We start from the raw sequence: 26,682 nt of genomic DNA, 5'->3' as shown, positions 1-26,682 counted from the left end.
TGTAAGCGCCGGCGCTGGTGAAAGACGTGCAGCCTACCCGCCGATCCGCGACGGGGCGAGGTTAAGGATAGGCAGGCTTGCGGCCCGCGTCACATCGAAGGTGGTGCGGCAGGCGGGCGCCGGCCGTGTTGATGCCGTTGCATGAGCCATGTCCGTAGGGCGGATAACGCCTTGGGGGTTATGCGCCCTACGATGAGGTAGTCCTGCATCGGGCGAGTTCGCGAGCAAGCTGCCAAACCAACCGGCGAACAGATCGAGCGGCCATAAAAAAAGCCCCGCATTGCGCGGGGCTCTTTCATTCACTCGTCACTCAAGCGTGCTTGCGCAGCTCGGTGCTGAGGCCGGCCTGGGCGATCGTTGCGATCGCCTGTTCGCGCGTTGCCTCGGAGTCGTACAGCTTGCTGGTCAGCAGTTCTGCACCGGTGTTATCGCGGATCACGAAGAAATTCTTGCCGCCGGGGGACATCTGGCGCTTGTAGCGCTCGACGGCCGCACAGGAGCTGCGGAGGCTGTTGATGGCCTGCTCGGCTGCCTCCTGTGTCGGGTAAGCGAGAGTTTCCAGCAGAGTACCGTGGGCAGTGTTCTTGAGCAGAACGCGACGGTTGCCGCTGCTGAGTTCCTTGATTTCATACCAACCGGGCATGTGTAGCTCCATATAACCGGTGTCAACGTCCTGCGGGTGTTCCCGCAGGGTGACAGATCAGTTTAGGAGTACGGGCGTTCTATTTGTATAGGAAAAGTCCTATGAATCATGGGGTTACTGTATCAATTTGTCTCAGGCGTGGCCTTTCTCAGAACGTTGCCTTGACCTGCAGGCCGAGCAGCAGGCTGTTGTCGATGTCCTGGCCGGAGAATGCGCCCGGCTCGATGACGTATTGCAGGTCCGGGCGCAGGATGAGCCAGGGCGTGGCCTGGTAGCCGTAGCTCAATTCGATGAGTTGCTCGCCGCTGTCCAGATTCGGATAGTCCTGGCCGTTGGCAAGGGCGTTGTTTTCCTGCACTTCGCGGCTGCGCGGGTTGGGCACGGCGCGGCCGTAACCCAGCGCGAGGCTGTCCTTCGGTCGGCCTTCAAAGGGTTTGTAGAGCACGACGCCGGCGCCATACCACTTGGTGAAGGGCGAGGCGGCGCTGCTGGCGGCCGAGGCCTGGCCGAAGACGTGCAGGCTGCGCCCCATGGAGGTCGGGTCGTTCCACACAGCCTGGTCAACCAGCAGGTAATGACCGCTGCGGCCGGACTCCTGCTTGTCGCTGCCGATGCGCTGCACGTCGGAGCTGTCGTAGTACCAGCCCAGTTTGTACTCGCCGGGCAGCTCGCCCTGAGGTTTGTAGATCAGCTCGATGGGTACCACGGTGCCGGTGGTGTGCTTGGGGGTGAGGTGCCAGGCGCGGCTGGAGTTGCCGTTGCTTTCCGGGTCGACGTTGAAGGCGGCGATGCGCAGTTGCCAGTCCGGCGCGAAGCTGTACTTCACCCGTGCGCCCAGATGCGCGTTGGGATAGTTGGTCCAGCCGCTGCCGCCGGACATGTTCAGCGGGTGGCCGCAGAAGCCGGCGTTCATGAAGTTGCAGAGGATGCCGCTGTCCAGTCCGCCGACGTCGTTGCCCATGGCCATGTAGCCGAGCTTGAGGTTCAGCGCCTGGCTCAGGTCGCGCTCGTAGCTCAGCTCGGTCAGACGGGTGTAGAGGCCGCCGTAGTTTTCCTGCACCGGCAGGCGGTTGCCCACCAGGTCTTCCGAGGCGCTGTTGCCGCGACGGTCGTTGATGGTCAGCTGGACCTTGCCGCCGTTGTCCAGGCCATAGAGTTTCGACAGGTCGAACTGCACGCCCAGCTTGATGTTCTGCGAATAGCGCGCCGAGCGATGCAGGCCGCCGTGGGCGTTGTAGGCGGTCTCGCCGCTGTAGTCGCCGGTGAACTTGACGCCGTCCTGTTCCAGCTGGTGGCGCAGGCCGCCCCAGTCGCCGGTCATGGTCGGTCTTTCGAGCAGGCCTTCTTCGGCCAGCGCGGGCAGCGAGGCGATGCACAGCAGCAGGCCGGGCGTGAGGCGAAGGGAAGTGCGCATGGGATTTCCTGAACGTGAAGCGAATAAAAAAAGGCGCGGTGGTAGTGCCGCGCCGGAAGGAGGCGCCCGCACGAGGCGGGCGCGATGGGATCGTCAGGCCTGGCCGCTCACTGCTTGTCGGGCAGCGCGTAGGCCATTACGTAGTCGCCGCGGTCGGTGGACTGGCGTGCGCCGCCGGCGGTGATGACGATGAACTGTTTGCCGGTCTTCGGCGACACATAGGTCATCGGGCCGCCCTGGCTGCCGACGGGCAGGCGGGCTTTCCAGATTTCCTTGCCGTTGCCGCTGTCGTAGGCGCGCAGGTAGAAGTCCTGGGTGCCGGCGATGAACACCAGGCCGCCCTGGGTGGACAGCGTGCCGCCGAGGGTCGGCAGGCCGATGGGGATCGGCAGGTGCATGCGGATGCCCAGCGGGCCGGTGTCTTCCACGGTGCCCACCGGAACCTGCCAGGCTACCTGGCGGGTCTTCATGTCGATGGCGGTGAGGGTGCCGAACGGCGGTGCCTGGCACGGGATGCCGGCCACCGAGAGGAAGCGGTTCTTGTTCACCGCGTAGGGCGTGCCTTTGAGCGGCACGGCGCCCATGCCGGTGTTCAGCGCCTCGCCGCCGCCGGCTGCCGCGCCCTTGTTGGCCGAGGGGATCATCTGGATCCACAGGCCCAGGCGCATGTCGTTGACGAAGATGAAGCCGTGCACCGGGTCGGTGGAGAGACTGCCCCAGTTCATGCCGCCCAGGGAGCCGGGGAAGCTCAGCGACAGGTCGGTGCCGGGCGCGGTGTAGAGGCCGTCGTAGCGCATCTTCTTGAAGTCGATGCGGCACAGTAGCTGGTCATACGGCGTGGCGCCCCACATGTCCGACTCGGTGAGGGTCTGCGCGCCGATCTGCGGCATGCCAACGGATTTCGGCTGGGTCGGCGAGTAGGGCTCGTTAGGGATGTTGCCCGGCTTGACCGGTACGTCCTTCACTTCGGTGAGCGGCTTGCCGGTGGCGCGGTCGAGGACGTAGATCTGCCCGGCCTTGGTGCCGATCACCACGGCTGGAACGGTCTTGCCATCGGCCACCGGGAAGTCGATCAGGCTCGGCTGCATCGGCAGGTCGAAGTCCCAGAGGTCGTTGTGCACGGTCTGGTAGACCCACTTCTGCGCACCGGTGGTGGCGTCCAGGGCGAGGACTGACGCGCCGTAGGTGTGGTCGAGCCTGGTGCGCTCCACGCCATAGATGTCGGTGGAGGAGCTGCCCATGGGCAGGAAGACGGTGTTCATCGCCGGGTCATAGGACATCGGCGCCCAGCTGTTGGGAGTGCTGCGCACATAGGTCTTGCCGTCCGCCGGGGCCTGCCTGTCTTCCGGGTTGCCCGGATCGAAGGCCCAGCGCATGGCGCCGGTGATGACATCGAAGCCACGGATCACGCCGCCGGGCATGTCGGTCTGGACGTTGTCCGCGACGCGCCCGCCGACTACCACGGTGGTGCCGGCGATGAGCGGCGCGGAGGAGAGCTGGTAGTAGGAATCGGGCACGTCACCCAGGCCGGCCTTCAGGTCGACCTGGCCGTTGTTGCCGAAGCCCTGGCAGAACTCGCCGGTGTCGGCGTCCACCGCGATCAGGCGCGCGTCGATGGTGTTGGTCAGCAGGCGACGCTGGCAGTTGGCGCCGGCCGGAACGCTCGCGACGATGACCTGCGAGCTGTTCGGCTGGGTCGGCTGGGCGATCTGCTTGGTGGCATCGAAATAGGCCATGCCACGGCAGCGCTGCCAGACCTTGGACTGGGCGTTGATCTCGTTCTTCCAGAGTTCCTTGCCGGTGTCCGCGTCGAGGGCAATCAGGTTGTTGTGCGGGGTGCAGATGAACACCTTGTCGCCGACCTGCAGCGGGGTGAGCTGGTCTTCCGCGCCGTTGCCGTCGCTGATCGCCACGTCGCCGGTGTGGTAGGCCCAGGCCACCTTGAGCTTGTCGACGTTGCCACGGTTGATCTGGTCCAGCGCGGCAAAGCGGCTGCCGCCCTCGGTGTTGCCGTAATGGGCCCAGTCCTTCTGCGCGTGGGCCGGGTCGACTGGTGTCAGCCCAGGGCCCTTGCCTGTGGGGGCAACGCTGGGATGGGCGACGAACATGTTGCCGGCGGCGATCACCACCAGCACTGCCAGCACGCCAGCGATGCCGTATGCACCACGGCCAGCCTCGCGACCGGCGGAACGCGCCAGCAGCGGGTAGACCAGAGCAACTACCACGCCGATCGCGCTGAACATGAACAGGCGCGAGAACAGCGGCCAGAACACCAGGCCGGTATCGGCCACGGCCCAGACCGCGGTTGCCACCAGGAAGGCGGCGAACAGCCAGGCGCCGGCCGGCTTGCGCAGGGCGATCAGCAGGCCGGAAAGGGCCATGGCCAGACCGCCGATGAGGAAGTACCAGGAACCGCCGAGGCTGACCAGGCGGAAGCCGCCGGCGGCCAGGGCGAGGCCGAGGAGGGCGATGACCACACCCAGGCCGAGGAGGATGAAAGTGCTCACGCGGGAGGCGCGCTGTACTGATTTCATACAGAAGGTTCTCACTGTTGGATTCGCCGATTATACTCTTAGCAAGCTAATTAACTAGATAGTACAAACGTCGAAGATGCGCCTTTTGTCAAAAAAAACCGGGACGAATGAGATAGCCTCCTCCGGCTTTTGCCCCGAACATCCAGACCCACAATGGCCCTGTGCAGAGACTGCCGAGACTGGCAGCATCGCTGTTCGGTCCTACAGAAGAATCCTAGCCGCCGTGCCTGTTTCCCGCTCCGTTGTGCCCGCCCGCCTCAAACTGCTGCCGCTGCTGATCTGCGGTGTCGCCCACGGCCAACTGGCCCGCGCCGCCGACGCGCAGAGCGCCGAGCAAGCCCTGGCCGAACCCATGGTGGTGACGGGCGCCTACGCACCGGTATCGAGCTTCGACCTGCCGTTTTCCATCGACACCGTGCAGCAGCCGCAGCTCAGCGACGGCCAGCTCGGCGTCAATGCCTCCGAAGTGCTGCAGCGGGTGCCCGGCCTGGTGGTGCAGAACCGCCAGAACTACGCGCAGGACCTGCAGATTTCCTCCCGTGGCTACGGTGCGCGCTCGGCCTTCGGCATTCGCGGACTGAAGCTGCTCAGCGACGGCATCCCCGCCAGCACACCGGACGGCCAGGGCCAGGCAGCCACGCTGAACCTCGACGTCGCTGACCGCATCGAAGTGCTGCGCGGCCCGGCCTCGACGCTTTACGGCAGCAACAGCGGCGGGGTGATCCAGATGTTCTCCCGAGACGGCTATGGCCCGCCGAAGGTCGGCGCGGAAACTACCTTCGGCAGCGACGGTTTCAACAAGAACCACCTCTATGCCGAGGGTGGCAACGACCAGGCCGGCTTCCTGCTCGATGCCTCGCGCATGGATACCGACGGCTACCGCGACCAAAGCGCCGCGCGCCGCGACCAGACCTTCGCCAAGCTCAACTTCAAGCCCGACGAAGACAGCCGGATGGCGCTGATCTTCAGCAGCCTGGAGCAGAACAATACACAGGACCCGCTGGGCCAGACCTGGGACGCCTATAAGCACGACCCGCGCTCCGTCGCCCCGGCTGCCGAGCTGTACAACACGCGCAAAAGCATCGACCACCAGCAGCTGGGCATGAACTACGAGCGCTATTTCGGCGATGCGACCCTGCAGTTCAACCTCTACGCCGGCCAGCGCAGCGTGGTGCAGTACCTGTCGATCCCCCGGACCGTGGCCTCCAACTCCCAGCGTGGCGGCGGCGTGGTGGACTTCGACCGCGAATTCCATGGCGGTACCCTGCGCTGGATTCAGCCGGTGCACGGCGTGCCGGGCGAGCTGACGGTCACCACCGGGGTGGACTACGACCGCAGCGAGGATGACCGCAAGGGCTTCCAGAACTTCAGCGGAGACCAGTTGGGCGTGAAGGGCGAGATGCGGCGCAACGAGAACGACATCGCCACCAGCCTCGATCCTTACGTGCAGGCACGCTGGGAACTGGGTAACTGGACCTTCGACGCCGGTCTTCGGCACAGCACCATGAAGATGGAAGTGGATGATCGCTACCTGGCCAACGGCGACTCCAGCGGCTCGAAGAAGTACCAGCAGAACAACCCGTCGCTCTCCGTGATGTACGCCTTCACGCCCGAGCTCCATGGCTATGTCAGCGTCGGCAAGGGATTCGAGACCCCGACCCAGGCGGAGATGGCCTACGCGCCGGGCCTCGCCGAGAGCTTCAACTTCGGCCTCGATCCGGCCACCAGTACCCAGTATGAGATCGGCCTGAAGGCCAAGATTGCCGGCAGTACACGGGTCAACGCGGCGATCTTCGAGATACGCACCGACGACGAGATCGTCGTCGCCAGCTCCAGCGGAGGCCGCACCAGCTACCAGAACGCCGGCAATACCTTGCGCCGCGGTTTCGAGCTGGGCGTGCAGAGCGACCTATCCGAACACTGGCAGGCCAACCTGGCGTACACCCGCCTGGACGCCACCTACGACGAGGACTTCATCGAGAGTGGCAACACCGTCGAGAAGGGTAACCACCTGCCCGGTGTGCCCGGCAGCAGCCTGTTCGGCGAGCTGGTATGGAAACCGCAGGATGGCATCAGCATGGGCTTCGAAGGCCAGTACCGCAGCAAGGTCTATGTCGAGGACAGCAACGAGGACAAGCCTGCGCCCAGCTACGCGGTGTTCAACTGGCGCACCCGCTTCGAACAGCATCTCGGGCCCTGGACCTTCCACCAGTTGGTGCGCCTGGACAACCTGCTGGATCGGCAGTACGTCGGCTCGGTGATCGTCGGCGACAGCAACGGGCGTTACTACGAGGCGGCGCCGGGGCGGTCGTGGTATGCGGGGGCGGGGCTGGAGTACCGGTTCGATTGAGGGGGCGGTGCCGTGTGGTTCACGAGCAAGGACTAGGCGTCCCCTCGCTCCTACAGGCAAGCGCCGGAGCTTTCGTTGTAGGAGCGAGCTTGCTCGCGAACCCGCATGTCTCTGTGGCCGATCATCGGCATCGGGGGACCATAAAGGCTGCGAATCCTCTATCCTCGCGTCCTTTGCATTTCCTGAGACGAGTTGGTAATGGGCAGATGGGCAATGGGCGCACTGTTGATGTGCGTGGCGGGCATGGCGTCGGCGGCTGATCCGCTGTTCGGCAAGTACAACTACGGTGCGGCGCAGAAAGGCTTCGGCAAGCAGCAGGGTTTCGTCGAATGCCTGCAGCCGATGGGCGTCACCGCACGCTGCAAGGATGGCGTGGACTACGCTGGCACGCGCTTCCGCCTGGCGCTGACCTTCGACAAGCAGAAACTGGTCGAAGCGGTGCTGTACAGCGAATACAACGACGCCGCCTACCGGCGCGTGCTGCAGGAGGTGGCCAAGCGCTTCATGCTGGTGGCCATCGCCGACGACAAGAACGTGGTCGACGTCCTGGCGCACACCCTCAACCCGAACCGCACCGAGGCCGACGCCAAGGCCATCGGCGACTTCGAGACCCATGCGCTGCGCAATGGGATGATCAGCTACCGCCTCTACGAACAGCTCGACAAGTACATCAAGCCGGGCCTCGACGCCCGCCAGGTACTGGCCACCGTGCCGGCCAGCATTCGCGTGGCCGAAGTCACGGTGAAACACGGCAAGTCGGAGAACTGGCTGATCGTGAAGTTCGCCAAGCCGGGGCTGGCGCCGAAGAAGCCCAAGGCCTGATTTCCCCGGCAGGAGCGCACCGGCTTCATATCTTCGTATGAGGCCTTTCCCCGGATTGCATGGAACGGACGATTGTTCGCCACTGGCCTGACGCAGGACAGTGGCGCCACTACCGTTCAACCTGGAATCCGCACATGAAACGTTCCCTGTGGCTGGAGGAAATCGCCTCCGAGCTCACTCCGCTGCCTGCACTGGAAGGCCCGCTCGACGTCGACGTGGCCATCGTCGGCGGCGGCTTCGTCGGCCTCTGGACTGCGCTGCGCCTGCTCGAGCTCAAGCCTGACTGCCGTATCGCCATCATCGAGCGCGATATCTGCGGCGGCGGCGCCTCTGGGCGCAATGGCGGCTTCGTCATGTCGTGGTGGCCGAAGATCAGTTCGCTGGCCGCCCAGTGCGGCAAGGACGAGGCACTGCGCCTGGCCCGTGCCTCGGCGGCGGCCATCGGTGAGATCGAGGATTTCTGCAAGGCCCACGACATCGACGCGCACTTCCGCCGTGCCGGCTGGTTGTGGACTGCCACCACCGACGCCCAGCGCGGTGCCTGGAAGGGCGTGCAGCAGACCTGCGAGCGCCTCGGCGAGCCGGTGTTCCAGTCGCTCTCCAACAGCGAAGTGGCGCGCCGCGCGGGCTCCGCGAAGCACCTCGAAGGCGTGCTCGAAGCTAGCAACGCCACCGTACAGCCGGCCCGCCTGGTGCGCGGCCTGCGTCGGGTGGCGCTGGAGAAGGGCGTGCGCATCTTCGAGAACACTCCGATGGTCAGCCTGGATCGCGGCCGGCCAGCGGTGATCCGTACCCCCGGCGGCGAGCTGCGCGCACCGAAGGTGGTGATGGCGACCAACGCCTGGGCAGCGGCGATTCCCGAACTGCGCCGTACCATCCTGCCGGTGACCAGCACCGTGGTCGCCACCGCGCCGATCCCCGAGCGCCTGGAGCAGATCGGCTGGACCGGTGGCGAAGCCATCACCGATTCGCAGCTGATGGTCGACTACTACCGCACCACGCAGGACGGCCGCATTGCCTTCGGCAAGGGCACCGGGATGATCAGCTTCGCCAGTCGTATCGACGAGAACTACGACCACAACCCGCAGCTCAGCGAAGACACCGAGCAGGACCTGCGCCGCACCTACCCGCAACTGGACGACGTGCCGGTGACCCACAGCTGGTCCGGGCCCATCGACCGTACCTACGACAGCCTGCCGGTGTTCGGCCACCTGGAGGACGCGCCGCACATCGTCTACGGCATCGGCTGGAGCGGCAACGGCGTCGGCCCGAGCCGCCTGGGCGGGCGCATCCTCGCCAGCCTGGCGCTGGGCTTCGATGACGAATGGAGCCGTTGCGGCCTGGTCGGCCGGCAGCCCAAGCGCTTCCCGCTCGAACCGGTGCGCTACGTCGGCGGCCTGATGGTTCGCGGCGCGGTGCAACGCAAGGAACAGGCCGAGGCGCAGAGCCGCAAAGGCAGTTGGTTCGACCGTACCCTGGCCGGCTTCGCCCCGGCGGGGCTTGAAGACAAGGACCTCTAGGAGAAAAACCATGCCCCAACCGATCCTGCTCACCGGCACCGCCGGACTCGAACTGCCGGTGCCGCAACCGGTGAAGGAACCCCTGGGCACTCCGGTATCCAGCGCCGCGACCCACGCCGAGGAAGGCGAGGGCGGTCTGCTCACCGGCGTCTGGGAATGCACGCCCGGCCGCTGGCGGCGCCAGGTGCTGTCGCGGGAATTCAGCCACTTCGTCAGCGGCCACTGCCTGTTCATTCCGGACGACGGCGAGCCAATCGAACTGCGCGCCGGCGACGCCGTGCTGTTCCCGGCGAACTGTCAGGGCACCTGGGACATCCGCGAAACCGTGCGCAAGAGCTTCGTGATCATTCCTTGATCCCTGCTATGTCGGCCGAGCGCAGCGCGATCCAGAGGACGGCCACGTCCTCGGTGCAATCCAGCGAGCGCTCGGTGATTTCCTCGATGCGGCGGATGCGATAGACCAGCGTCTGCTTGTGCACGTTGAGCAGTTGCGCGGCCTTCTGCCAGGAACGGTTCTGCTCGAGGAAGACGCGCAGGGTGTGCTGCAACTGGCCACCCTGTTGCGCGTCGTAATCCGCCAGCGCACCGAGCACCCGGCGATGCACGCGCCGTGCTTCCTCCAGGCTTGCCGGCAGCCAGGACTGCTCGCCCTGGGCATCGGCATAGGCCACCAGTGGCCGCTGACGGTTGGCATGGGCAAGCGCGAGGCGCGCCTCGCGCAGGGCTTCCACCGCCCGTAATGCATGGCCCAATGGATTGCTGTGACCCAGGGTGCAGTCCAGCTCGGCCTGCAGCGTTTCGGCTTGCGCCGGATTGCTCAGCAGCAGGATCAATTCATTGCCCTGATGGCGCACCAGCAGGCCCATTCCCAGTCGTTGAAGACGCTGCTGCCAGTGTTGCGGCAACTCGCCGGCAGCGCGTGCCAGCGCCAGGCAGGCGGCATCCCCCGGGCAGTTCAGCTGCGTCAGACGCTCCTGCGCGGCGCGCTCGGTGAGGCGCTGCTGCAGCAGGTCGTCCAGCAATTCAGAACCCAGGCGCAGCATGCGCTCGTGCTCGACCTGGGCGCGCTCCAGCTCGATACCCAGCACCGCCACGATGTGATGCAGCAGGCCGTAGTCGAGCAGCTCGCCGCCCGTGGCAAGAATTTCGCAGGTGGTCAGCGACGGCAGCGGCATCACCAGCGCTTCCTGTTCGCCATTGCTGCAGCGGGTCACGGTGTCCGGCACCGAGCGGCGCTGGGTGAGGGTTGCCCGCCAGCTGGCCGGCAGCGGCGGCAGGCCATCCTGCCAGGGTCGCAGGGTGGCCGAGTCGAACAGATAGAGCTGCGCGCGCACGTCGCTGCACAGCCGGCGCAACAGCCCGGCGAGGCCGAGACCGCGCAGGCCGATGCGGGCGCTTTCATAGATACGCGTCACTGCGCTGCGGCGTTCGTGTTCTTCCTGCTTGCTGGCGTCGACGATGGCGCGGGTCACGGCGGAGAAGGGCACCGCGTAATCGGTCATCAGCAGCGGGAAACCCAGTTGGCAGGCTTCGTCCTGCAGGGCCTGGATATCCGCCGGGGCTTGCATGTTCTCGCCGATCATCAGCCCCGAGATGCGTGCCCCGGCCAACCGTCGCAGGTAATCCCGCTGCGCCTGGGCCTGGGCGGGAATGCCGATGCCGGTGGTCATCAGCAGGTCGCCTTCGCCCAGCCACTCGGTCGGGTCCGCCAGTTCGCAGACGTGCGCCCAGCGAAGGCGCCGTCCGACGCCTTCGCTGCCGCCGAGCAGGCGGGTGCGCAGGGAGGCGTTGTCGAGGATGTCCTGGATATGGAAAGGCATGGCGAGTTCGCGGGCATGAGTGGCTATCGATCGGGCGGCAAGCATGCCACCAAGCGCGAGGGCCTGTCGCGCCTGGCCTGAGCGAACCTTGCGGGCTTCGTACCGGGATACGAGCAGGGCCTTCAGAATTGTAGTTCCGTCTGATTGTGGAGCTCGGCGGCGGCCCCAAGACTAGCTGGCAGTGCGCCATGCGAGCCCTTGGAGGCCTCGGATGGCGCCGTCTGCCGCGAGGCGGGCCGTCTACTCACCGGAGACCATAACAATGAACAATATCCTGAGTTCCTCCATCGCCTGCGCCCTGGGTTGCGCGGCGACTTTCCCTGCCTTCGCCGACCTCACCGTGGTCTCCCACGGCGGCGCCAACAAGGCTGCCCAGGTCAAGGCCTTCTACCAACCTTACATGCAGCAGAGTGGCAGCCGCCTGATCGCCGACGAGTTCAACGGCGAGATGGCCAAGGTCAAGGTGCAGGTCGATACCGGTAGCGTCTCCTGGGACGTGGTGGAGATGGAAATGCCGGAACTGGCGCGGGCCTGCGACGAGGGCCTGCTGCAGGAAATCGGCGAGCAGCCGGGCATCGCCAAGCTTGCCCCGGAGCTGCTGGACGGCGCGGTACAGCCGTGCGGCGTGGGCTTCTTCGTCTGGTCCACGGTGCTGGCCTACAACGCCGACAAGCTTAAGAGCGCGCCAACCGGCTGGGCGGATTTCTGGGACACGCAGAAATTCCCCGGCAAACGCGGCTTGCGCAAGGGCGCGATGTACACCCTGGAGTTCGCCCTGATGGCCGACGGCGTGGCGCCGAAGGATGTCTACGCCGTGCTCGGGACGAAGGAAGGCCAGGATCGCGCCTTCAGGAAGCTCGACCAGATCAAGCCGAGCATCCAGTGGTGGGAAGCCGGCGCCCAGCCGCCGCAGTACCTGGCTTCCGGCGACGTGGTGATGAGCTCTGCCTACAACGGCCGGATCGCCGCCGTGCAGGATGAAAGCCAGCTGCGCGTGGTGTGGAACGGCGGCATCTACGACATGGACGCCTTCGCCATTCCCAAGGGCGCAAAGAACACCGAGGAAGGCCTGCGCTTCATCCAGTACGTGCTGCAGACCGAGCAGCAGAAGAACTACGCGCAGCAGATCGCCTACGGCCCGGTGAACCGCGCCGCGGTTCCGCTGGTGGATGCCGCCCGCCGCCCCAACATGCCCACCGACGAGGCCAACCTGGCCGGTCAGGTGGCGATGAACGCAGCCTTCTGGGCCGACCATGGCGAGCAGCTGGAGCAGCGCTTCAACGCCTGGGCCGCCAAGCAGTAAGGCTTCACAGTGTGCGGCGTCGCCGCACTTTCAGGCCGCCTTCGGGCGGCCTTTTTTATGGGCGCGGCAGCAGCGGCTCCCTGCAGGAGTGGGCGATGCCCGCGAACGGCGCGGCCCTGTGCGCCGCGGGGCCGCATCACGGCGCTGGAAGGGGTCGCCTGCCGCGCATTCTCAGCCAGCGCTCACCAGTTGCAGCAGGCGCGCGGCGAGTTCTGCTCGGCGGAAGGGCTTGGACAGCACCTCGTAGCCACGGATCTGGCTCGGGGTCAGGTTGGCATAGCCGGTGATGATCAGCACCGGCAGTTCGGGGAAGCGCCGGCGCAGGTCCTGGGCCAGTTGCGCGCCGGTTCGGTCGGCCATGATGTGGTCGGTGACCAGCACATCCGGCAGCAGGCCGTTGTCGATCAGTGCCAGGGCCGCTGCGGCCGAGGGCGCGTCGGTGACCTGGTAGCCCAGGTCGCGCAATTGCAGGCGCGTGGTGTAGCGCACCATGTCCTCGTCATCCACCAGCAGTACATGGATCGGCCGGGGTGCCACCGGGGCATCGAAGGCATCGACATTTTCGCTGCCGATCAGTTCGTCGGTGATCGGCAGCCACACCGTCACCTGGGTTCCGCTGCCTTCCCGCGAGGCAATGGCCAGGCCGCCGCCGGATTGCGCTGCCAGCCCCTGCACCATTGAAAGCCCCAGCCCCGTGCCCTTGCCGACACCCTTGGTGGAGAAGAACGGTTCCAGGCAGCGTGCCAGCGTCTGCGCGCTCATGCCGTTGCCGTTGTCACTAACGACCAGGCCGACGTAGCGCCCGGCGCAAAGGCCTTCGACCTGGCCCTCGGCAATGTCGCTGAGCTTGCCGCCGATCTTCAGTTGGCCGCCCTCGCTCATGGCGTCGCGCGCGTTCACTGCCAGGTTGAGGATCGCCAGCTCCAGTTGGTGCGGGTCGACTATCACGGCCGGCAGGCCCTCGGGTACGGCGATGACCACTTCGATCATGCTGCCCAGCGAGCGGGCGATCAGGTCCTGCATGTCACTGACCAGTTCCCGCAGCGATACCGCCTGGGGCTTGAGGGTCTGCCTGCGAGCGAAGGTCAACAGGCGGCCGACGAGGATGCGCGCGCGGTCGGCGGCCTGCAGCGCACCATCGATCAGGGTGGTGGAGCGCTCGTCATCCAGGCGCCGGCGCACCAGTTCCAGGGAGGCCATGATCGGTGTCAGCAGGTTGTTGAAGTCATGGGCGATGCCGCCGGTGAGCTGGCCGATCATTTCCATCTTGCGCGCTTCGTGCAGTTGCGCGAGGGCCGACTCACGCTGGGCGACCATCGAGGCCACGCGCTCTTCCAGGCCTTCATTGAGCCGACGCAGCTCGTTTTCGGCATGGATGCGCGCACTGATATCGACGCAGACGCAGAGCATCCCGGTAACCGCCAACTGTTCGTCGAGCAGCGGCGTCAGCTGGTCCTGCACCCAGACTTCGCTACCGTCGGGGCGCAGGTGGCGGTGGACCTTCTCCTTTGGCGCGGGTGTTCCGGTCAGCACTTCAGCCAGCGACAGCTCGCCAATCTCCTCCAGGTTGGTGCGCAACAGGTCCTCGCGGGAGCGCCCGACGATCTCGCAGTAGCGCTCGTTGGCGCGGGTGAAATAGCCGTCCCGATCGCACAGCGCGATACCGGCGCTGGCCTGCTCGAACATCGCCGAGAGTTGCGCGGAGCTTTGGTGTAGCGCAGTTTCCGCGCGGGCATGGAGGATGGCGGTCCAGGCCTGCTTGGCAGTTTCCTCGGCCAGGCGCAGCTCGAACTCGGCATAGCTGTGCGGGCGCTCGTGATGGATCGCCAGTACCGCCTCCAGCACGCCGTGGCGGATCACCGGCACATGCAGCGTTGCGGCAAGGCAGAGGTCGCGGCAGGCCTGCGCTTCACTGGCGGGGAGGTTGTCGTCCTGGTTGCGATAGTGCCGGGCAACCGGAAGACCGGCCTGCAGCGAGCGCAACAGCTCGCCACCGAAGTCGCGGTAACGGTGGCGGCCCACGGCGCTTTGGGTCGCATGGAGATATTCGCGGGTGACATCGAAGGTGACGCCATCGCCGTTGTCCTCGCCGAAGAACACCCGTGCAGCGCCCAGCACCTCACCCAGCTTGCGCACGGCGAGGGCTTCGATCTGCTCGGGCTCGGCAATGGCCGGCAGGGTGCGGCCAAGCTCCAGCAGTAAGGCCTGTCGACGTTCGAACTGCACGCGCTCGGTGGTTTCGGTGACGATGCACAACACGCCGCCGATGGAGCCGTCGTCGTCTTGCACCGCGGAGTAGGAAACATCGAAGTACACGGTTTCACCGGTACCGAAGCGCTCTATATAGAAAGGCCGGTCCTTCGCCGAGAAGGTCTCGCCGGTCTCACGCACGCCGCGCAGCAGCGGTTCGAGGTCGTCCCACAGCTCGGTCCAGTTCTCGATAGCGGGGCGGCCAAGGGCGCGGGGATGTTTGTCGCCGATGCTGGGTGCATAGGCGTCGTTGTACAGAGCGACATAGTGTGGACCCCAGAACAGCACAATCTGTGCCTTCACCGGCAGCACCGTGCTCATCAGGGTCTTGAGGCTGGCGGACCAGCCGTCAGGGTCGCCCAGCGGCGAGTCGCTCCAATCGCGCAGGCGGATCAGCGTGGCGACGTCCTGATGAGGCTGGCCGCCGTTGCGTGCGAAGGCACCGGTGACTTCGAGAGCCGCCGGTTCGGCGGCGATTTCGGAGAGCTGTTCCATGTCGTCGTAGGCCGCAAGGGTCGGGCGAAGGGCAGTTGTGATTATGAACACAGGATCCGTCGCCGCGTTCCGTTTGAATGAACAGTTCTTGTGCGACGGAGCCCCTGAATATAGCCGGCCGGCGAATGGCGTGGTGACGCTCCGTCAACGTCTTGTGGGCCGGGCAGGGCGCCGGCGCGGGGACGGCTCGGGCAACGGATGCACCTCGGAAACGGCAGCCTGCCCCAGGCCGCTGAAGACTTCTTTGACATTGCAGTGCCCGGTCAGCCCGCGCTTTACCACCAGCACGGCCGCCGCGACTTCCAGCCAGCCGGTCAGGCCGCCACGGCGCACGCCTTTGCCAATCGCGGCAAGGCCGATGGCGACCGACAATGCGCGCACCCAGTTGCCGACATTCTGCTGATTCATTTCAGGTCTCCCAATCCGGTTGTGCGGAACGGGCGCACAGGCCACGCCCTGAAGCTGGGAGCCAGCGGAGCGCGCGCAGGTTCAGTCGAAGCTACGAATGGTCGCCCTGGCGCGAAAGCAGCAGATGCACGGTGGCGCAGCAACCTTGCCCCGGCAGGTGGGTAACCTGCAGCTCGCCGCCGATGCTGTTGATCAGGTGTTGGGCGATGTTCAGGCTCAGGCTGTTGCGGGCCGGGTTGCGCGCGGGGTAGTCGCGGGTCAGTTCGGAGAGGGAATAGGCGCGCATTTCGCGGCGCTTGCTGCCCGGCAGGCCTTCGACTGTGATGCGCACACCCATCTGCTGCTGCTTCGGGCTGGCGGCGATGCGCAGCTGGACGCTGCCTTCGTCGGTCAGGTCGATCACGTACAGACCCAGGTGGCGCAAGGCTTCGCGCAGAGACTTGGCGTCGACCAGCAGGGACTTGCGCGAGCGACTGTCGGCCTCAAGTTTCAGCGGCAGCTGTTTCTGGTCGGCCGGTGCGTGCAGAACGTCGAGGACCTCGGCGGCAAGCTCGTCCAGCCGCGTCGGCAGCAGGGGGACTTCGTCCTGGGCGATGAGCGCGCGCTTGAGCGAGGCGCCGTGAACCTGCAGCTCTTCGAGTATCGCCAGGGCCTGGTCAAGGTCTGTGGCGCCGGGCTGCGCGAGGGTGTGGGCTAGCGCGTCGATACGCTCGTTGAGATGCGTCGTCGCGCTGGTGAACAGGTCGGTCAGTTGCTGGTGCGCCAGTTCGCTGGCTTCGGCGCGGCTGCGCTGTTCGTTTAACTGGTCGTAGCGCTCGGTGATATCGGTGCTGCAGCAGATCATTCCGAGCAGGTTGCCGTCGCCGTCGCGGTAGGGCGTGCCCCAATGGTGCAATACGCGGCGCTGGCCATGGACGGTGAGTTCGATGTCCTTGTTGAAGGACTGTTCCTCGCTGATGGCTCTTTGCAGGAAGCGCAGCATGTTGCGTGCGTCGCCCGGCTGGTACCAGTCCACCTCGGTGGTGCGGGTGCCGAGTACGTCGTCCAGCTCTGCTTTGTACAGCTCCAGGTGCGCCGGGTTGGCGTACACCAGGCGTGCCTCGGTATCGCGGACGTAGAAAGCCGCCGGCAGGCTTTCCACCATGGAGCGCCACATGGGCGCTTCGCCTCCGTCGGCGCCCGCGTCATGGGTATGGCTTGCCGGTGCCGCAAGATGGTTGCGGCGCGCGAAGTCGATCAGCTCGAGCATGCTGGACAGGTTGAGCTTGCTGCGCATGCGTGCGCGATAGGTGCTGACGGACTTTTCGCTGATGGTCAGCTCGTGGGCGATTTCCTGGTTGCTGTAGCCGCTGGCCAGCAGGCTGAGCACGCTGAGTTCGCGGTTGGACAGCGAAGCGACGCGCTCGGCGTCATTCTCGTGCAGGCTGGCGCGGTGCACGCTGCCGAGCATTTCGGCTGGGAAATAGCTGTGCCCGCGCAGGACCACCGCCAGTGCTTCCTTGAGCCGGTCGATGTCCTGGTGCTTGCTGACGAAGCCCGAGGCGCCGACCTGCAGGAAACGGCCGACGTAGTGCTCCGAATCCTGCGTGCTGTAGCCCAGGATCGGCAGCGTCAGGCCGCGGCTGCGCAGGCGTGAGATGACGTCAAGGCCAGTGAGCTGCGACAGGTCGATGTCGATGATCAGCAGGTCCGGCGCGAGGCGGGTGGTCAGGCTCAGCGCCTCGAGGCCATTGCAAGCCTCGCCGACCACCGTGTGGCGCTCCGCCTGCAGCAGCATGCGCACCGCGTAGCGGGTCATCGGGTGTTCGTCCGCGATCAGTATCCGCGCCATCTGTTCCCCCTGGGTTGCCCTTCACTCTAGGGCATGGTGATCGCACTCGTGTAATCATTTTCCTACAAATCGTGACTGGTTTTCGCATCCTCACTTTGAGCGGGCACGCCAAGAATGGCCTCAACCGCTTCCCCTCAAGGTGACTCGCCATGGAACCCCTCACACGCAGTTCCAACCTTTCCCACACACCGCTGGCACTGTTCATTGCCATGCTCATCGCCTCTCCGGCGCTGGCTGTGGACTTCAACTCCCCGCAGGTCTTCACCGCCACCAACGCACTACCCCACGCGCTGGTGCAGTCGCGCGTCGATATCCCCGGCAACGGCCCAGCCGTCAACGTGCAGGGCACTGACTTTTCCCTGCGTGATGCGCTGCTGCGCAACGCCGGCAGCGGCGGAGCGCTGCAAGCGCTCGGCGGCGCGGTTCTGGACGCGACGGCGCTCGATGCGCAGACGCTGGGTGGCCGTAGCCCGGCCATCCGCGTCGACAGCAGCTCCCTGCGGCTGAGCGATTCGAGCCTGGTGACGCGCGGCATCCTCAGCTACGGCATACAGGTGTCGGGGGCCTCGGCCCTGCAGGTGGAGCACTCGCGCATCGAAACCTTCGAGACCAGCAGTACCGGCATCCTCGTGGAAAGTGACGCGCTCCCCGGTCTGGTCAGCCACTCGCAGATCCACACGCACAAGGCCGAGAGCGCAGGCGTCGGCCTGAGCGCCAGCGGCCCGCTGGAGCTGGTCGACACGCGGATTCTCACCGAGGGCAGTTCCAGCTATGGCGTTTCCGCGAACAACGGCAGCCAGGTGCTGCTGGGCCAGGGCAGTACGGTGAATACGCAGGGAGACTATGCTGCTGCGCTGAGCGCCCGGGACGGCTCGGCCATCGCCATGAGCGACGGCTCGGTGTTCACCCAGGGGCGCCAGTCCACCGCCGCCTTGGCCGGCCGGTCCAGCCAGATCGAGCTGCAAAATACCCAGTTGCTGAGCGCAGGCGCCCAGTCTTCCGCGCTGGAAATCAGCGGCGACAGCCGCATCGGCCTGTGGGACAGCCAGGCCGCCAACGTCGATGACAGCACCGTGCTGTTCTCCGGAGGGCCGGGTATCGGCCAGCTGGAACTGACCGACTCGGCGCTCACCGGCCAGCAGGACCTGATCGAAACCGCCAGCGGCAGCCAGGGCCACGTTGATGCCCGGGGCGCGCAGCTGCATGTCGTCGCCGGTAGTGCTTTCCTGGTTCGTCCGGGCAGCGTGCTGAGCGCGGCCGTGCAGGGGGCGACGGTCGAGGCTCCGACCCTTGCCAGCGTCGAGGACAACGGCCAGTTCGACCTGCTCTCGGAGGGCAGCAGCCTGCACGGCAACACGCAGCTGCTGGCTCCGTCCCGTGGCCGGCTGGACATGGACCTGGGCACCAGCACCTGGGAGTTTGCCGGTAACGCATCGCTGGGCAATCTCAAGCTGCGCGATTCCACGGTGTTCTTCAGCGGGCCGGGCTACCAGGTGCTGACGGTCAACGGCGACCTTACCGGCAATGGCCGCTTCCAGATGAAAACCGACCTTTCCACCTCCCAGGGTGACTTGTTGCAGGTGCTGGGGCAGGCCCAGGGCAGCCACGAACTGCTGGTGGCCGACAGCGGCCGGGACGCGCAGGGTGCGCCGCTGAAGCTGGTCGGCACCGCTGGCGGAGCCGGGCAGTTCAGCCTGCTGGGCGGCCACGTCGACGCCGGCGCCTTCCGCTATGGGCTGCAGCAGCAGGGCAACGACTGGTACCTGGTGCAGAACGGGCAGGTGGCGCCGATGACCGCGCTTGCCGCTTCGCTGCGTCCGCAACAGGTTCCGCAGCCCAATGGCAGCAGCGTGCCGATGATCCCGCTGAACCCTTCGATGCGGCCGCAATTCGTGCCGCAACCCAATGGTTCGAGCCTCCCCATGACCGGGCTTATCCCCTCGATGCGCCCTCAATTGGTGCCTCAACCCAAGGTCGATACGTTGCCGATGACGGCGCTTACGCCGGCGAAGCAACCCGCCATCGTGACCGGCGCTCCCGCCATCACCATGAGCACCCTGGCTCCGGCATCACGCCCGGCCGGCCAGGCCCAGCGCCTGTCCAAGGGCGCCAACGCCGCGCTGGGCATGCAGAGCGCCGCCGCAAACCTTTGGCAGAGCGAACTGGGTACGCTGACTCGCCGTCTCGGCGAGCTGCGCCAGGGTCATGACCAGGGCGGCCTCTGGACCCGCGCCACGGGCGCCAAGCTGAATGTCGATACTGACGACAGTCGCGCTTACGGCCAGCGCATGAGTGGCGCTGAGATCGGCGCCGACCGTGCCATCGAGCACAGCCAAGGCACGCTCTATGTTGGCGGCATGCTCGGGGTCGGCCATTCCGACCAGGATTTCGGCGAACACAGCTCCGGCGAGCTCGCCAGCCGCAGTGTCGGCCTCTACGCCACCTACGTACGCGAAGACGGTTGGTACCTGGACTCGGTGCTCAAGTACGACCATCTGCGCGGCGAAGTGAAGGTGCCGACCAATGTCGGCGTGCAGGTGCGCGGCCACTATGACTCCGACGCCTACGGTGCCAGCGTCGAACTGGGCCGAACCCTGCAACTGGGCCAGGGCTGGTTCGTCGAGCCGCAGATGCAACTGGCCGCGGCCCATCTGCAAGGCCCGCAGTACACCAGCAGCGACGATCTGCAGGTGGACGGCGACGCCGTGGACTCCGTGCAGGCCCGAGCCGGCGGCCGCGCCGGGCGCAACTGGCAGCTGGATTCCGGTGCGCAGGTGCAGGGCTACCTCAGCGCTTCGTGGATCGACGAACTGGCTGGCGACAGCACGGTGAAGGTCAACGGCCATTCACTGGACAACCAGCTTCCCGGCTCGCGCGCCGAGCTGGGTGCCGGTGGCTCGCTGCTGCTCAGCGCCCATCAGAAGCTGATAGTCGAGGCCCACTACGCCAACGGCCACGAGATCGAGCAACCGCTTTCCCTGACCCTCGGCTACCGCTACCTCTGGTAATCGATCTTCCCCGCTCGGGTGCACGTCGTGCGCCCTCTGGAGGCTCATCATGAGTCGAGCTCGCATCGTCAGGACAGGCATCGCCACCAGCGTGCTGGGGGTTGCCCTGATACTGGCCGGCACCAGCTACCTGGCTTGGAGGTTGGTCCTGCAGCACACCGCCGAACGCCTGGAAACCCTGGCCCGGTTGGCTTCGCAAAGGGCCGACGAAACCTTTGCCCAGGCTGCCTCGGCGCTGCGCGAACTGAACCGTTCGCCGCTGCCGCCGTGCTCCGTGGAGGGCATCGAAGAGATGCGCCTGGTAGCCATCGACACGCTGGCGGTGAAGGCGGTGGGTTATGTCGAGGAAGAGGTCTTCGTCTGCAGCTCGTGGGGGTTGACCGACCGCGGGATACAGCGCTGGCCTGCCGAGTTCCGCACACAGGGGGGGCTTGGCGTAGCAGTCAACGTGCCGCCCTTCGCGGCGCTGGCCAAGCCGATGTTGTCGCTGCAGGATGCGGCCTTCAACCTGCTGATCGACCCCGAGCACTTCCTCGAGACGTCGCTGGCGCCCGGCGTCAGCCTGGCCCTGGGTACGCCGACCGGGCAGTGGCTGGGCAAGCCAGCCGCCGGTTTCGCCCAGGTGCTTACGCGCATCCACGGCGAGCCGCAGACCGCGCTGCGCGATGGCTATATCTACACACGGGTTGCCCACGGCAACTGGCAGACGGTTGCGGCCGTCAGCCGCGAGGAAATGCTCCATGACCTCTGGCGCGAGCTGCTGATGCTCGCGCCACTCGGGTTGCTGCTCGCCGGGTTGTGGTGCTGGGCAGTCGAGCGCCGCGTACGCGCTAGCCTGTCGCCCCTGGCGGTGCTCACACGGGCGGTCGCCAACGGTGAGTTCAGCGCTTTCTACCAGCCAATCCTCGACCTGCGCGATGGCCGCTGCATCGGTGCCGAAGCCCTGGTGCGCTGGCGCCGCCAGGATGGCTCGGTCGTGATGCCAGACCGCTTCCTGCCACTGGCAGAAACCAGCGGGCTGATCGAGCCGATCACCTCCCAGGTGATCGCCACGGTGTGCCGAGAGCTGGGCGAAACGCTTGCCTCGGGGCAGTTGCAGCATGTATCGATCAACCTCTCAGCGCGGGACATCGCCAGCGCCGCCTACCTGCCGCACCTGACCCGGAAGCGGCGGCGGGCGGGAATTGCCGCCCAGGCTATCTGGCTGGAAGTGACCGAAAGCAGCCTGTTGAGTATCGACGCCGCGCACCGGACACTGGCGCAAAGCCGAGAAGCGGGCCACCCGATTGCCCTGGACGACTTCGGCACCGGTTACTCCAGCCTGCAATACCTGCGGCGCCTGCCGCTGGACCTGCTGAAGATCGACCGCTCCTTCGTCCAGTCGCTGTCGGCCGGCACGCCGTGCCCGGTCACCGATCACACCATCGCCATGGCGCGCCAGCTGGAGTTGCTGATGGTCGCCGAAGGCATCGAGACCGACGAGCAACTGCAGTACCTGCGCCAGCGCGGCGTGCAATACGGCCAGGGCTGGCTGTTCGGCAAGGCGATGCCGCTGGACGAATTCCTCGCTTACATCGCCGGCCAGACCTGGCTGGCGGCCTCATGACTTCCAACTCCTGAAACAGGATGATCACCATGAAAACCTCCCTGCTGCTGTTCTGCCTGCTCAGTGCCAGCCCCGCACTCGCGCTGGCCGCCGATACCATTACGACGGTCCCGGTGCACTTCGCCAAGGGCGCGAGCAGCACCACCGTCAAAGGTAGTTTCAAGGGCTATGACACGGTTCTCTACACCCTTTCGGCAAAGGCCGGGCAGCACATGAAAGTCGCTGTCAGCGGCAGCAACAACGCCAACTTCAACCTCTACGCGCCAGGCGACGAACCAGGCGAATCCACCGCCCTGGGCAGCGGCGCCGTCGGCCAGGATTGGAGCGGTGCATTGCCGGCCTCGGGGACCTACAGCGTGCAGGTCTACCAGATGCGCGCCACCGCCCGCCGCGGGACGAAGGTGGACTACAGCATTCACGTCGGCATCCAGTGACGATCAGGCCTGGCGGTTGCTGCGCAGAGCCAGCGCGGCCACTGCACAGGCCAGCAGGGCGAGGAAGGACAGGTAGAACGCATCTCCATAAGCCATGAGTAATGACTCATGACGGATATGTGCGCCGAGGCGGGCGAAGGATTCGGCCTGTGCCGGCAACCACTCGGTGATCCCGAAGGTGCTGGCGGGCTCGCCTTGCAGGCGTTCTTGCAGGGCAGGGGAGAAAAGTGTCACCTGCTCGCCGATGCGTTCGGAGTGGAAGCGCTCGCGCTGCGACACAATCTGTGTCAGCGCCGCCGTACCGACCGCGCCGCCGAGGTTGCGCAGCATGGAGAACAGCGCCGACGCCGAACCGGCCTGCTGCTTGGACAGGCCCGAGACTGCCAGCACCGACAGCGCCACCATGATGAAAGGCTGGCCGATGCCGCGCACGACCGTCGACGGGATGATCACGTTGGCTGCGCTGTCGGCGTCCAGGTGCGCACCCAGATAGCAGCCCAGCGCCATGATGGCAAAGCCGCTGGCGACCATCAGTTTGGGGTTCAGCCAGCGCATCAGGCGCGGCATCAGCGGCGCCAGGAGCAACTGCACCAGGCCATAGGCGATCAGGCTGACGCCGATCTCGCGGGCGTTGTAGCCGTGCAGCTGGGACAGGTAGTTGGGCACCAGGAACACCAGCCCGAAGGTCGCCGCGCCGAAGATGAACATCGCCGCGCTGGCCACACCAAAGTTGTAGCCGGCCAGCAGGCGCAGGTTGATGAAGGAGCGCCGCCCGAACAACTGTGTGTAGATGAACAGCAATAGCGCAATCACGCCGATGACCAGCATCCAGACGATGAAATCGGAACCGAACCAGTCTTTGCGGCCGCCTTCCTCCAGCACGATCTGCACCGCGCCCAGGCCGACGATCATGCTGGCGATGCCCAGCCAGTCGCCATTTCGCAGTTTTTTCAACTGCATGGTTTTGGGCTCGATGGCCCAGGCCACGGCGGCCAGCAGGAGCACGCCGGGGATCAGCTGCAGGTAGAAGATCCAGCGCCAGCTGTAGGCATCGGTGAGCCAGCCGCCGATGGACGGGCCGGCGGCCTGGGCGACGCTGTTGGACAGGCTGAACAGCGCCATGCCCATGGCCACCCGCGAGGCCGGAAGCTCAGTGATGATCAGCTGGAACGACAAGGGGATCAGCACCGCGCCGGCCGCACCCTGGATGACGCGAATAGCAATCAGGGTGGCGAGGTTGGGGGAGAACGAGCACGCCACCGAGGCCGCCAGGAAAATCGCCGAACCCACCAGCATCACCCGCCGCAGGGAGAACACCTCCACCAGCCAGGCGGTCAGCGGGATCATCACGATCTCGGCGACCAGATAGGCCGTGGAAATCCATGACCCCTCCTCGAAGCTGGCGCTCAGCGAACCCTGGATTTCCGGCAGGGCGGCGCTGGTGACGTGGACGTTCATGCCGGCCATGAAGCAGCCGAACAGCCCGCCGATCACCGCTACCCAGGCCTTGAACGAGGTCTTTTCGCTGTTACTGGCTGCGCTAGTCATGCGGTTGCACCTCGCCGTCGCGGGTATCGACTTCGGCGATCACCGACATACCGGGCAGGATCGGCGCCTGTTGCCGCGCGCCGCCATCCAGGGCGATCCTCACCGGGAAGCGCTGGACGATCTTGGTAAAGTTGCCGGTGGCATTGTCCGGCGGCAGCAGGGCAAAGATCGCCCCGGAGCCAGGCGAAAAACTCTCGACGCGACCGTGCATCACGGCACCGGGAAAACTGTCCACGCGCACTTCCACCGGCTGGCCGGGACGCATGCGGCGCAGTTGGGTTTCCTTGTAGTTGGCCACCACGTAGGACTGTTCCACCGGTACCAGTGCCAGCAGCGGCAGGCCGGGCGTGACGTACTGGCGCTGCCGCACGCGGCGCTGGCCGACCACGCCGGCAATGGGGGCACGGATCAGCGTGTCGTCCAGTTCGTGCTGCGCCAGGGCGAGGCTGGCGTCCGCTTCGGCGGCGTGGGCCTGCTGCTGTCGCAACCGGGCGGCGGCCTGTTCGCGACTGGCCTGGAGCACGCTCAGGCGGGTGCGCTGCCGGCTCGCCGCCGCATCGGCACGGCTGAGTGCCGAGCGCGCGCGGGCGAAGTCCGCGGTGACGCTCTCCAGTCGCTGGCTGCTGGCGGCCTGCTGGGCCACCAGATCGCGGTAGCGCTGGAAGTCCAGTTGTGCGCGCTGGCGTTCGGCGCGGGCACTGTCGATATCGGCGACGGCCTGGTCGATCAGCGCCTGCTGTTCCTTCAGCTGCGCATCCAGCGTTACCAGAGCCGCCTGCTGTACGGCGATGGCAGCCCGGGCTGCGGTCTGCCGCGCCCTTGCCTGCTGCATGCGGGCCTGGTAGTCGCGGTCCTCGATGCGCACCAGCGGAGTGCCGGCGGCGACGCTCTGGTTGTCCTCCACCAGCACCTCGGCGACATAGCCGGATAGCTTCGGGCTGATGGCGATCCAGTCGGCGCGCACATAGGCGTCGTCGGTTTCTTCCAGGTAGCGGCCGACACCGGTCCAATAGATGCTGTATCCCAGTGCGGCGAAAGTGAGCACGCCGCCGCCCAGCCACAACAGTCGGCGCTTGCGCTCGATCCTGCTGATCTGTTCGGCGGAGTTGGCTTGTTGTTCATCGACGGCCATGTTCATCGGGCGGGTCCTGTGGAATGGGTGGAGTACTCGGCGAGTTCCCGGGCCGGCGTTTCCTGCCAGCCGCCGCCAAGGGCGTGGAAGAGGTCGATCTGGCGCTCGACCAGTTGCCGGTCGGCCTCGGCCTTGTCCGCTTCGAGGCGGACCATGGCGCGCTCGCTGTCGAGCACATCGAGGAAGTCCAGCGCGCCGGCCTGGTAGTTCAGTTGTGCCAGGCGGTAGGCGTTGCGGCTGCTGACCAGGGCACCAGTGAGCGCGTCGCGGTGGCGGCTCTCGCCGTTGTAGCGAGCCAGGCTCTGGCGTACCTCCTTGAGCGCAACCAGCGCCTGCTGCTGGAAACGGGCGAGCTGCTGGCGTTCGTGGGCCTGGGCGCCGTCGAGGTGGGCTCGGGTAGTGAGCAGGTTGGGGAAGCTCCAGCTGATCAGCGGCCCGACCGCATAGGTGATCGCCTCGTGTTCGCCGAGGTCATGCAGGCGCTGGGCGGAAGAGCTGATCGACGCGCCGAAGGAGACGCTCGGGTAGAAGTCGGCCTGGCGTGCGCCAACTTCGTGCCCAGCGGCGGCCAGCGTGCGCTCGGTGGCACGGATGTCAGGACGCCGCTGCAGCAGTGCCCAGCCATCACCGACCGGGAGCGCCCGGCTGAGTTGCGGTACGTCCTGGCAATCGCTGACGGCTGCCGGGAGTTGCTCCGGCCCGTTGCCGGTGAGCACGCCGAGTTCCTCCAGTGCGGCCTGGTGTTCCGCCTGCAGGTGCGGCAGCAGGGCACGTGTCTCTTCCAGCAGGCTGCGCACGCGATCCACCTCCAGGTCGGTGATCAGGCCAGCGCGGCGCTGGCGGAGTGTGAGTTCGAGGCTGCGTTCCACCGTCGAGACCGAGTGCTGCTGGATAGCGGCCCGCGCGGCGTAGGCGCAGGCATTGGCATAGGCGCGGGCAGTGCCTGCAGCGATGTTCACCAGCAACTGGTCATGGGCTGCCTGCGCGGCTTCAGCATTGGCCTGGGCAGAGAGGATCGACTGGCGCATCTGGCCCCAGAGGTCGAGTTGGTAGTCCAGGGCGAACCCCGGCGCCTGGTTCCATTGCGAGCCGGCGCGACTGCCGCTGACTTTGGCCTCGCTCTGGTCATCGCGGGTGCGACCGTAGAAGGTCTGCCAGCTCGTCGTGGTGCTCGGCCAGCGCTGGGCCCTAGCCTGGCCAAGCTGTGCCAGCAGTTCGTCGACATGGGCGAGGGAGGCTTGCAGGTCCTGGTTGTATTGCAGTGCCTGGGTTACCAACTGGTCGAGCTGTGGGTCCTGATACAACCGCCACCAGTCGGTGGGTGGCGCCTGCTCGGCGGTGGCGGCGGCGAGCGCCTGCCAGTCGCCGCTGGCAGGCAAATGGGCCGCCGGCGTTTCATGTTCGCTGACTGCCGCGCAGCCGCCCAGCAGCAGGCCGGCGCAAGCGAGCGCGAGCAGTGAGTGTCGCGGGTTGGAAGAAGGTATGGGCATGTCGGGAAGTCACGTGGTTTCGGACTTCCGCAGGTTAGGGATTCAGCCGGTGCGGCTCTCTCGCAAGGCCGACA

18 protein-coding genes are annotated in these 26,682 nt (G+C 66.2%); 8 read left to right on the top strand and 10 right to left on the bottom strand.

Translation table 11 applies throughout. The features are described 5' to 3' along the window. Positions 1-310 precede the first annotated feature (310 nt). The 3 genes from IB274_RS14850 to IB274_RS14840 all read right to left on the bottom strand — a co-directional run bounded on the left by IB274_RS14850 (position 311) and on the right by IB274_RS14840 (position 4,591). A complete protein-coding gene (locus IB274_RS14850; protein ID WP_192432696.1) occupies positions 311-643 on the bottom strand; it encodes a hypothetical protein in 333 nt (110 codons plus the stop codon). Between the two features lie 148 nt (positions 644-791). After that, positions 792-2,057, bottom strand: coding sequence for a carbohydrate porin (locus IB274_RS14845; protein ID WP_192432695.1), 1,266 nt, complete (start codon positions 2,055-2,057; stop codon positions 792-794). Between the two features lie 107 nt (positions 2,058-2,164). Further along, complete coding sequence (locus IB274_RS14840) at positions 2,165-4,591, bottom strand: glucose/quinate/shikimate family membrane-bound PQQ-dependent dehydrogenase (protein WP_192432694.1); 2,427 nt, start codon at positions 4,589-4,591, stop codon at positions 2,165-2,167. 352 nt (positions 4,592-4,943) lie between these two features. Between IB274_RS14840 and IB274_RS14835 the strand changes: the two genes are divergently transcribed. The 4 genes from IB274_RS14835 to IB274_RS14820 all read left to right on the top strand — a co-directional run bounded on the left by IB274_RS14835 (position 4,944) and on the right by IB274_RS14820 (position 9,638). After that, entirely contained in the window at positions 4,944-6,941 is a 1,998-nt protein-coding gene (locus IB274_RS14835; protein ID WP_192432796.1) for a TonB-dependent receptor family protein, read from the top strand. A 198-nt stretch (positions 6,942-7,139) separates the two neighbouring features. Further along, positions 7,140-7,763, top strand: coding sequence for a hypothetical protein (locus IB274_RS14830; protein ID WP_192432693.1), 624 nt, complete (start codon positions 7,140-7,142; stop codon positions 7,761-7,763). Positions 7,764-7,897: 134 nt separating this feature from the next. Further along, entirely contained in the window at positions 7,898-9,283 is a 1,386-nt protein-coding gene (locus tag IB274_RS14825) for an NAD(P)/FAD-dependent oxidoreductase (protein WP_192432692.1), read from the top strand. Positions 9,284-9,293: 10 nt separating this feature from the next. Then, positions 9,294-9,638: a cupin domain-containing protein gene (locus IB274_RS14820; protein WP_192432691.1), complete on the top strand. Its 345-nt coding sequence runs from the start codon at positions 9,294-9,296 to the stop codon at positions 9,636-9,638. Here the strand turns inward: IB274_RS14820 and IB274_RS14815 are convergent. Beyond that, on the bottom strand, positions 9,628-11,103 hold the full coding sequence (locus tag IB274_RS14815) for a PucR family transcriptional regulator (RefSeq protein ID WP_192432690.1): 1,476 nt from the start codon (positions 11,101-11,103) through the stop codon (positions 9,628-9,630). The two genes, IB274_RS14820 and IB274_RS14815, sit on opposite strands and share 11 nt — an antisense overlap. Before the next feature lie 262 nt (positions 11,104-11,365). Between IB274_RS14815 and IB274_RS14810 the strand changes: the two genes are divergently transcribed. Continuing rightward, positions 11,366-12,406: an ABC transporter substrate-binding protein gene (locus IB274_RS14810; protein ID WP_192432689.1), complete on the top strand. Its 1,041-nt coding sequence runs from the start codon at positions 11,366-11,368 to the stop codon at positions 12,404-12,406. A 171-nt stretch (positions 12,407-12,577) separates the two neighbouring features. On the opposite strand, the gene IB274_RS14805 is transcribed toward IB274_RS14810, so the two are convergent. The 3 genes from IB274_RS14805 to IB274_RS14795 all read right to left on the bottom strand — a co-directional run bounded on the left by IB274_RS14805 (position 12,578) and on the right by IB274_RS14795 (position 17,390). Next, positions 12,578-15,151 carry a PAS domain-containing protein gene (locus IB274_RS14805; protein ID WP_192432688.1) on the bottom strand — a complete coding sequence of 858 codons (2,574 nt, stop codon included), beginning with the start codon at positions 15,149-15,151 and terminating at the stop codon, positions 12,578-12,580. 144 nt (positions 15,152-15,295) lie between these two features. Beyond that, the gene (locus tag IB274_RS14800; RefSeq protein WP_192432687.1) at positions 15,296-15,559 is read right to left on the bottom strand and encodes a DUF2892 domain-containing protein; all 264 of its coding nucleotides are present in this window, start codon (positions 15,557-15,559) and stop codon (positions 15,296-15,298) included. A gap of 91 nt (positions 15,560-15,650) precedes the next feature. After that, the gene (locus IB274_RS14795; protein WP_192432686.1) at positions 15,651-17,390 is read right to left on the bottom strand and encodes a response regulator; all 1,740 of its coding nucleotides are present in this window, start codon (positions 17,388-17,390) and stop codon (positions 15,651-15,653) included. Positions 17,391-17,539: 149 nt separating this feature from the next. Here IB274_RS14795 and IB274_RS14790 point away from each other — a divergent pair, with 149 nt between their 5' ends. Genes IB274_RS14790 through IB274_RS14780 form a run of 3 tightly spaced genes read left to right on the top strand, consistent with a single transcriptional unit; the run spans position 17,540 to position 22,438 of the window. Next, entirely contained in the window at positions 17,540-20,398 is a 2,859-nt protein-coding gene (locus IB274_RS14790; RefSeq protein WP_192432685.1) for an autotransporter outer membrane beta-barrel domain-containing protein, read from the top strand. Positions 20,399-20,447: 49 nt separating this feature from the next. Further along, a complete protein-coding gene (locus IB274_RS14785; protein ID WP_192432684.1) occupies positions 20,448-22,004 on the top strand; it encodes an EAL domain-containing protein in 1,557 nt (518 codons plus the stop codon). A gap of 29 nt (positions 22,005-22,033) precedes the next feature. Next, a complete protein-coding gene (locus IB274_RS14780; protein ID WP_192432683.1) occupies positions 22,034-22,438 on the top strand; it encodes a g-type lysozyme inhibitor in 405 nt (134 codons plus the stop codon). Positions 22,439-22,441: 3 nt separating this feature from the next. Here IB274_RS14780 and IB274_RS14775 read toward each other — a convergent pair whose 3' ends face one another. From IB274_RS14775 to IB274_RS14765, 3 genes are read right to left on the bottom strand one after another with little or no spacing between them, the layout of a single operon-like run. Next, the gene (locus tag IB274_RS14775; RefSeq protein WP_192432682.1) at positions 22,442-23,986 is read right to left on the bottom strand and encodes an MDR family MFS transporter; all 1,545 of its coding nucleotides are present in this window, start codon (positions 23,984-23,986) and stop codon (positions 22,442-22,444) included. Further along, entirely contained in the window at positions 23,979-25,124 is a 1,146-nt protein-coding gene (locus IB274_RS14770) for an HlyD family secretion protein (RefSeq protein WP_192432681.1), read from the bottom strand. Before IB274_RS14770 ends, IB274_RS14775 begins: the two co-directional genes overlap by 8 nt. Then, complete coding sequence (locus tag IB274_RS14765) at positions 25,121-26,608, bottom strand: efflux transporter outer membrane subunit (RefSeq protein ID WP_192432680.1); 1,488 nt, start codon at positions 26,606-26,608, stop codon at positions 25,121-25,123. Before IB274_RS14765 ends, IB274_RS14770 begins: the two co-directional genes overlap by 4 nt. Positions 26,609-26,682: the final 74 nt, after the last annotated feature.

Origin of the sequence: Pseudomonas sp. PDM18 (assembly GCF_014852585.1) — a bacterium.
GTDB lineage: Bacteria > Pseudomonadota > Gammaproteobacteria > Pseudomonadales > Pseudomonadaceae > Pseudomonas.
The sequence above is the reverse complement of the archived record's forward strand: the minus strand, read 5'-3'. Positions and strand labels throughout refer to the sequence as shown.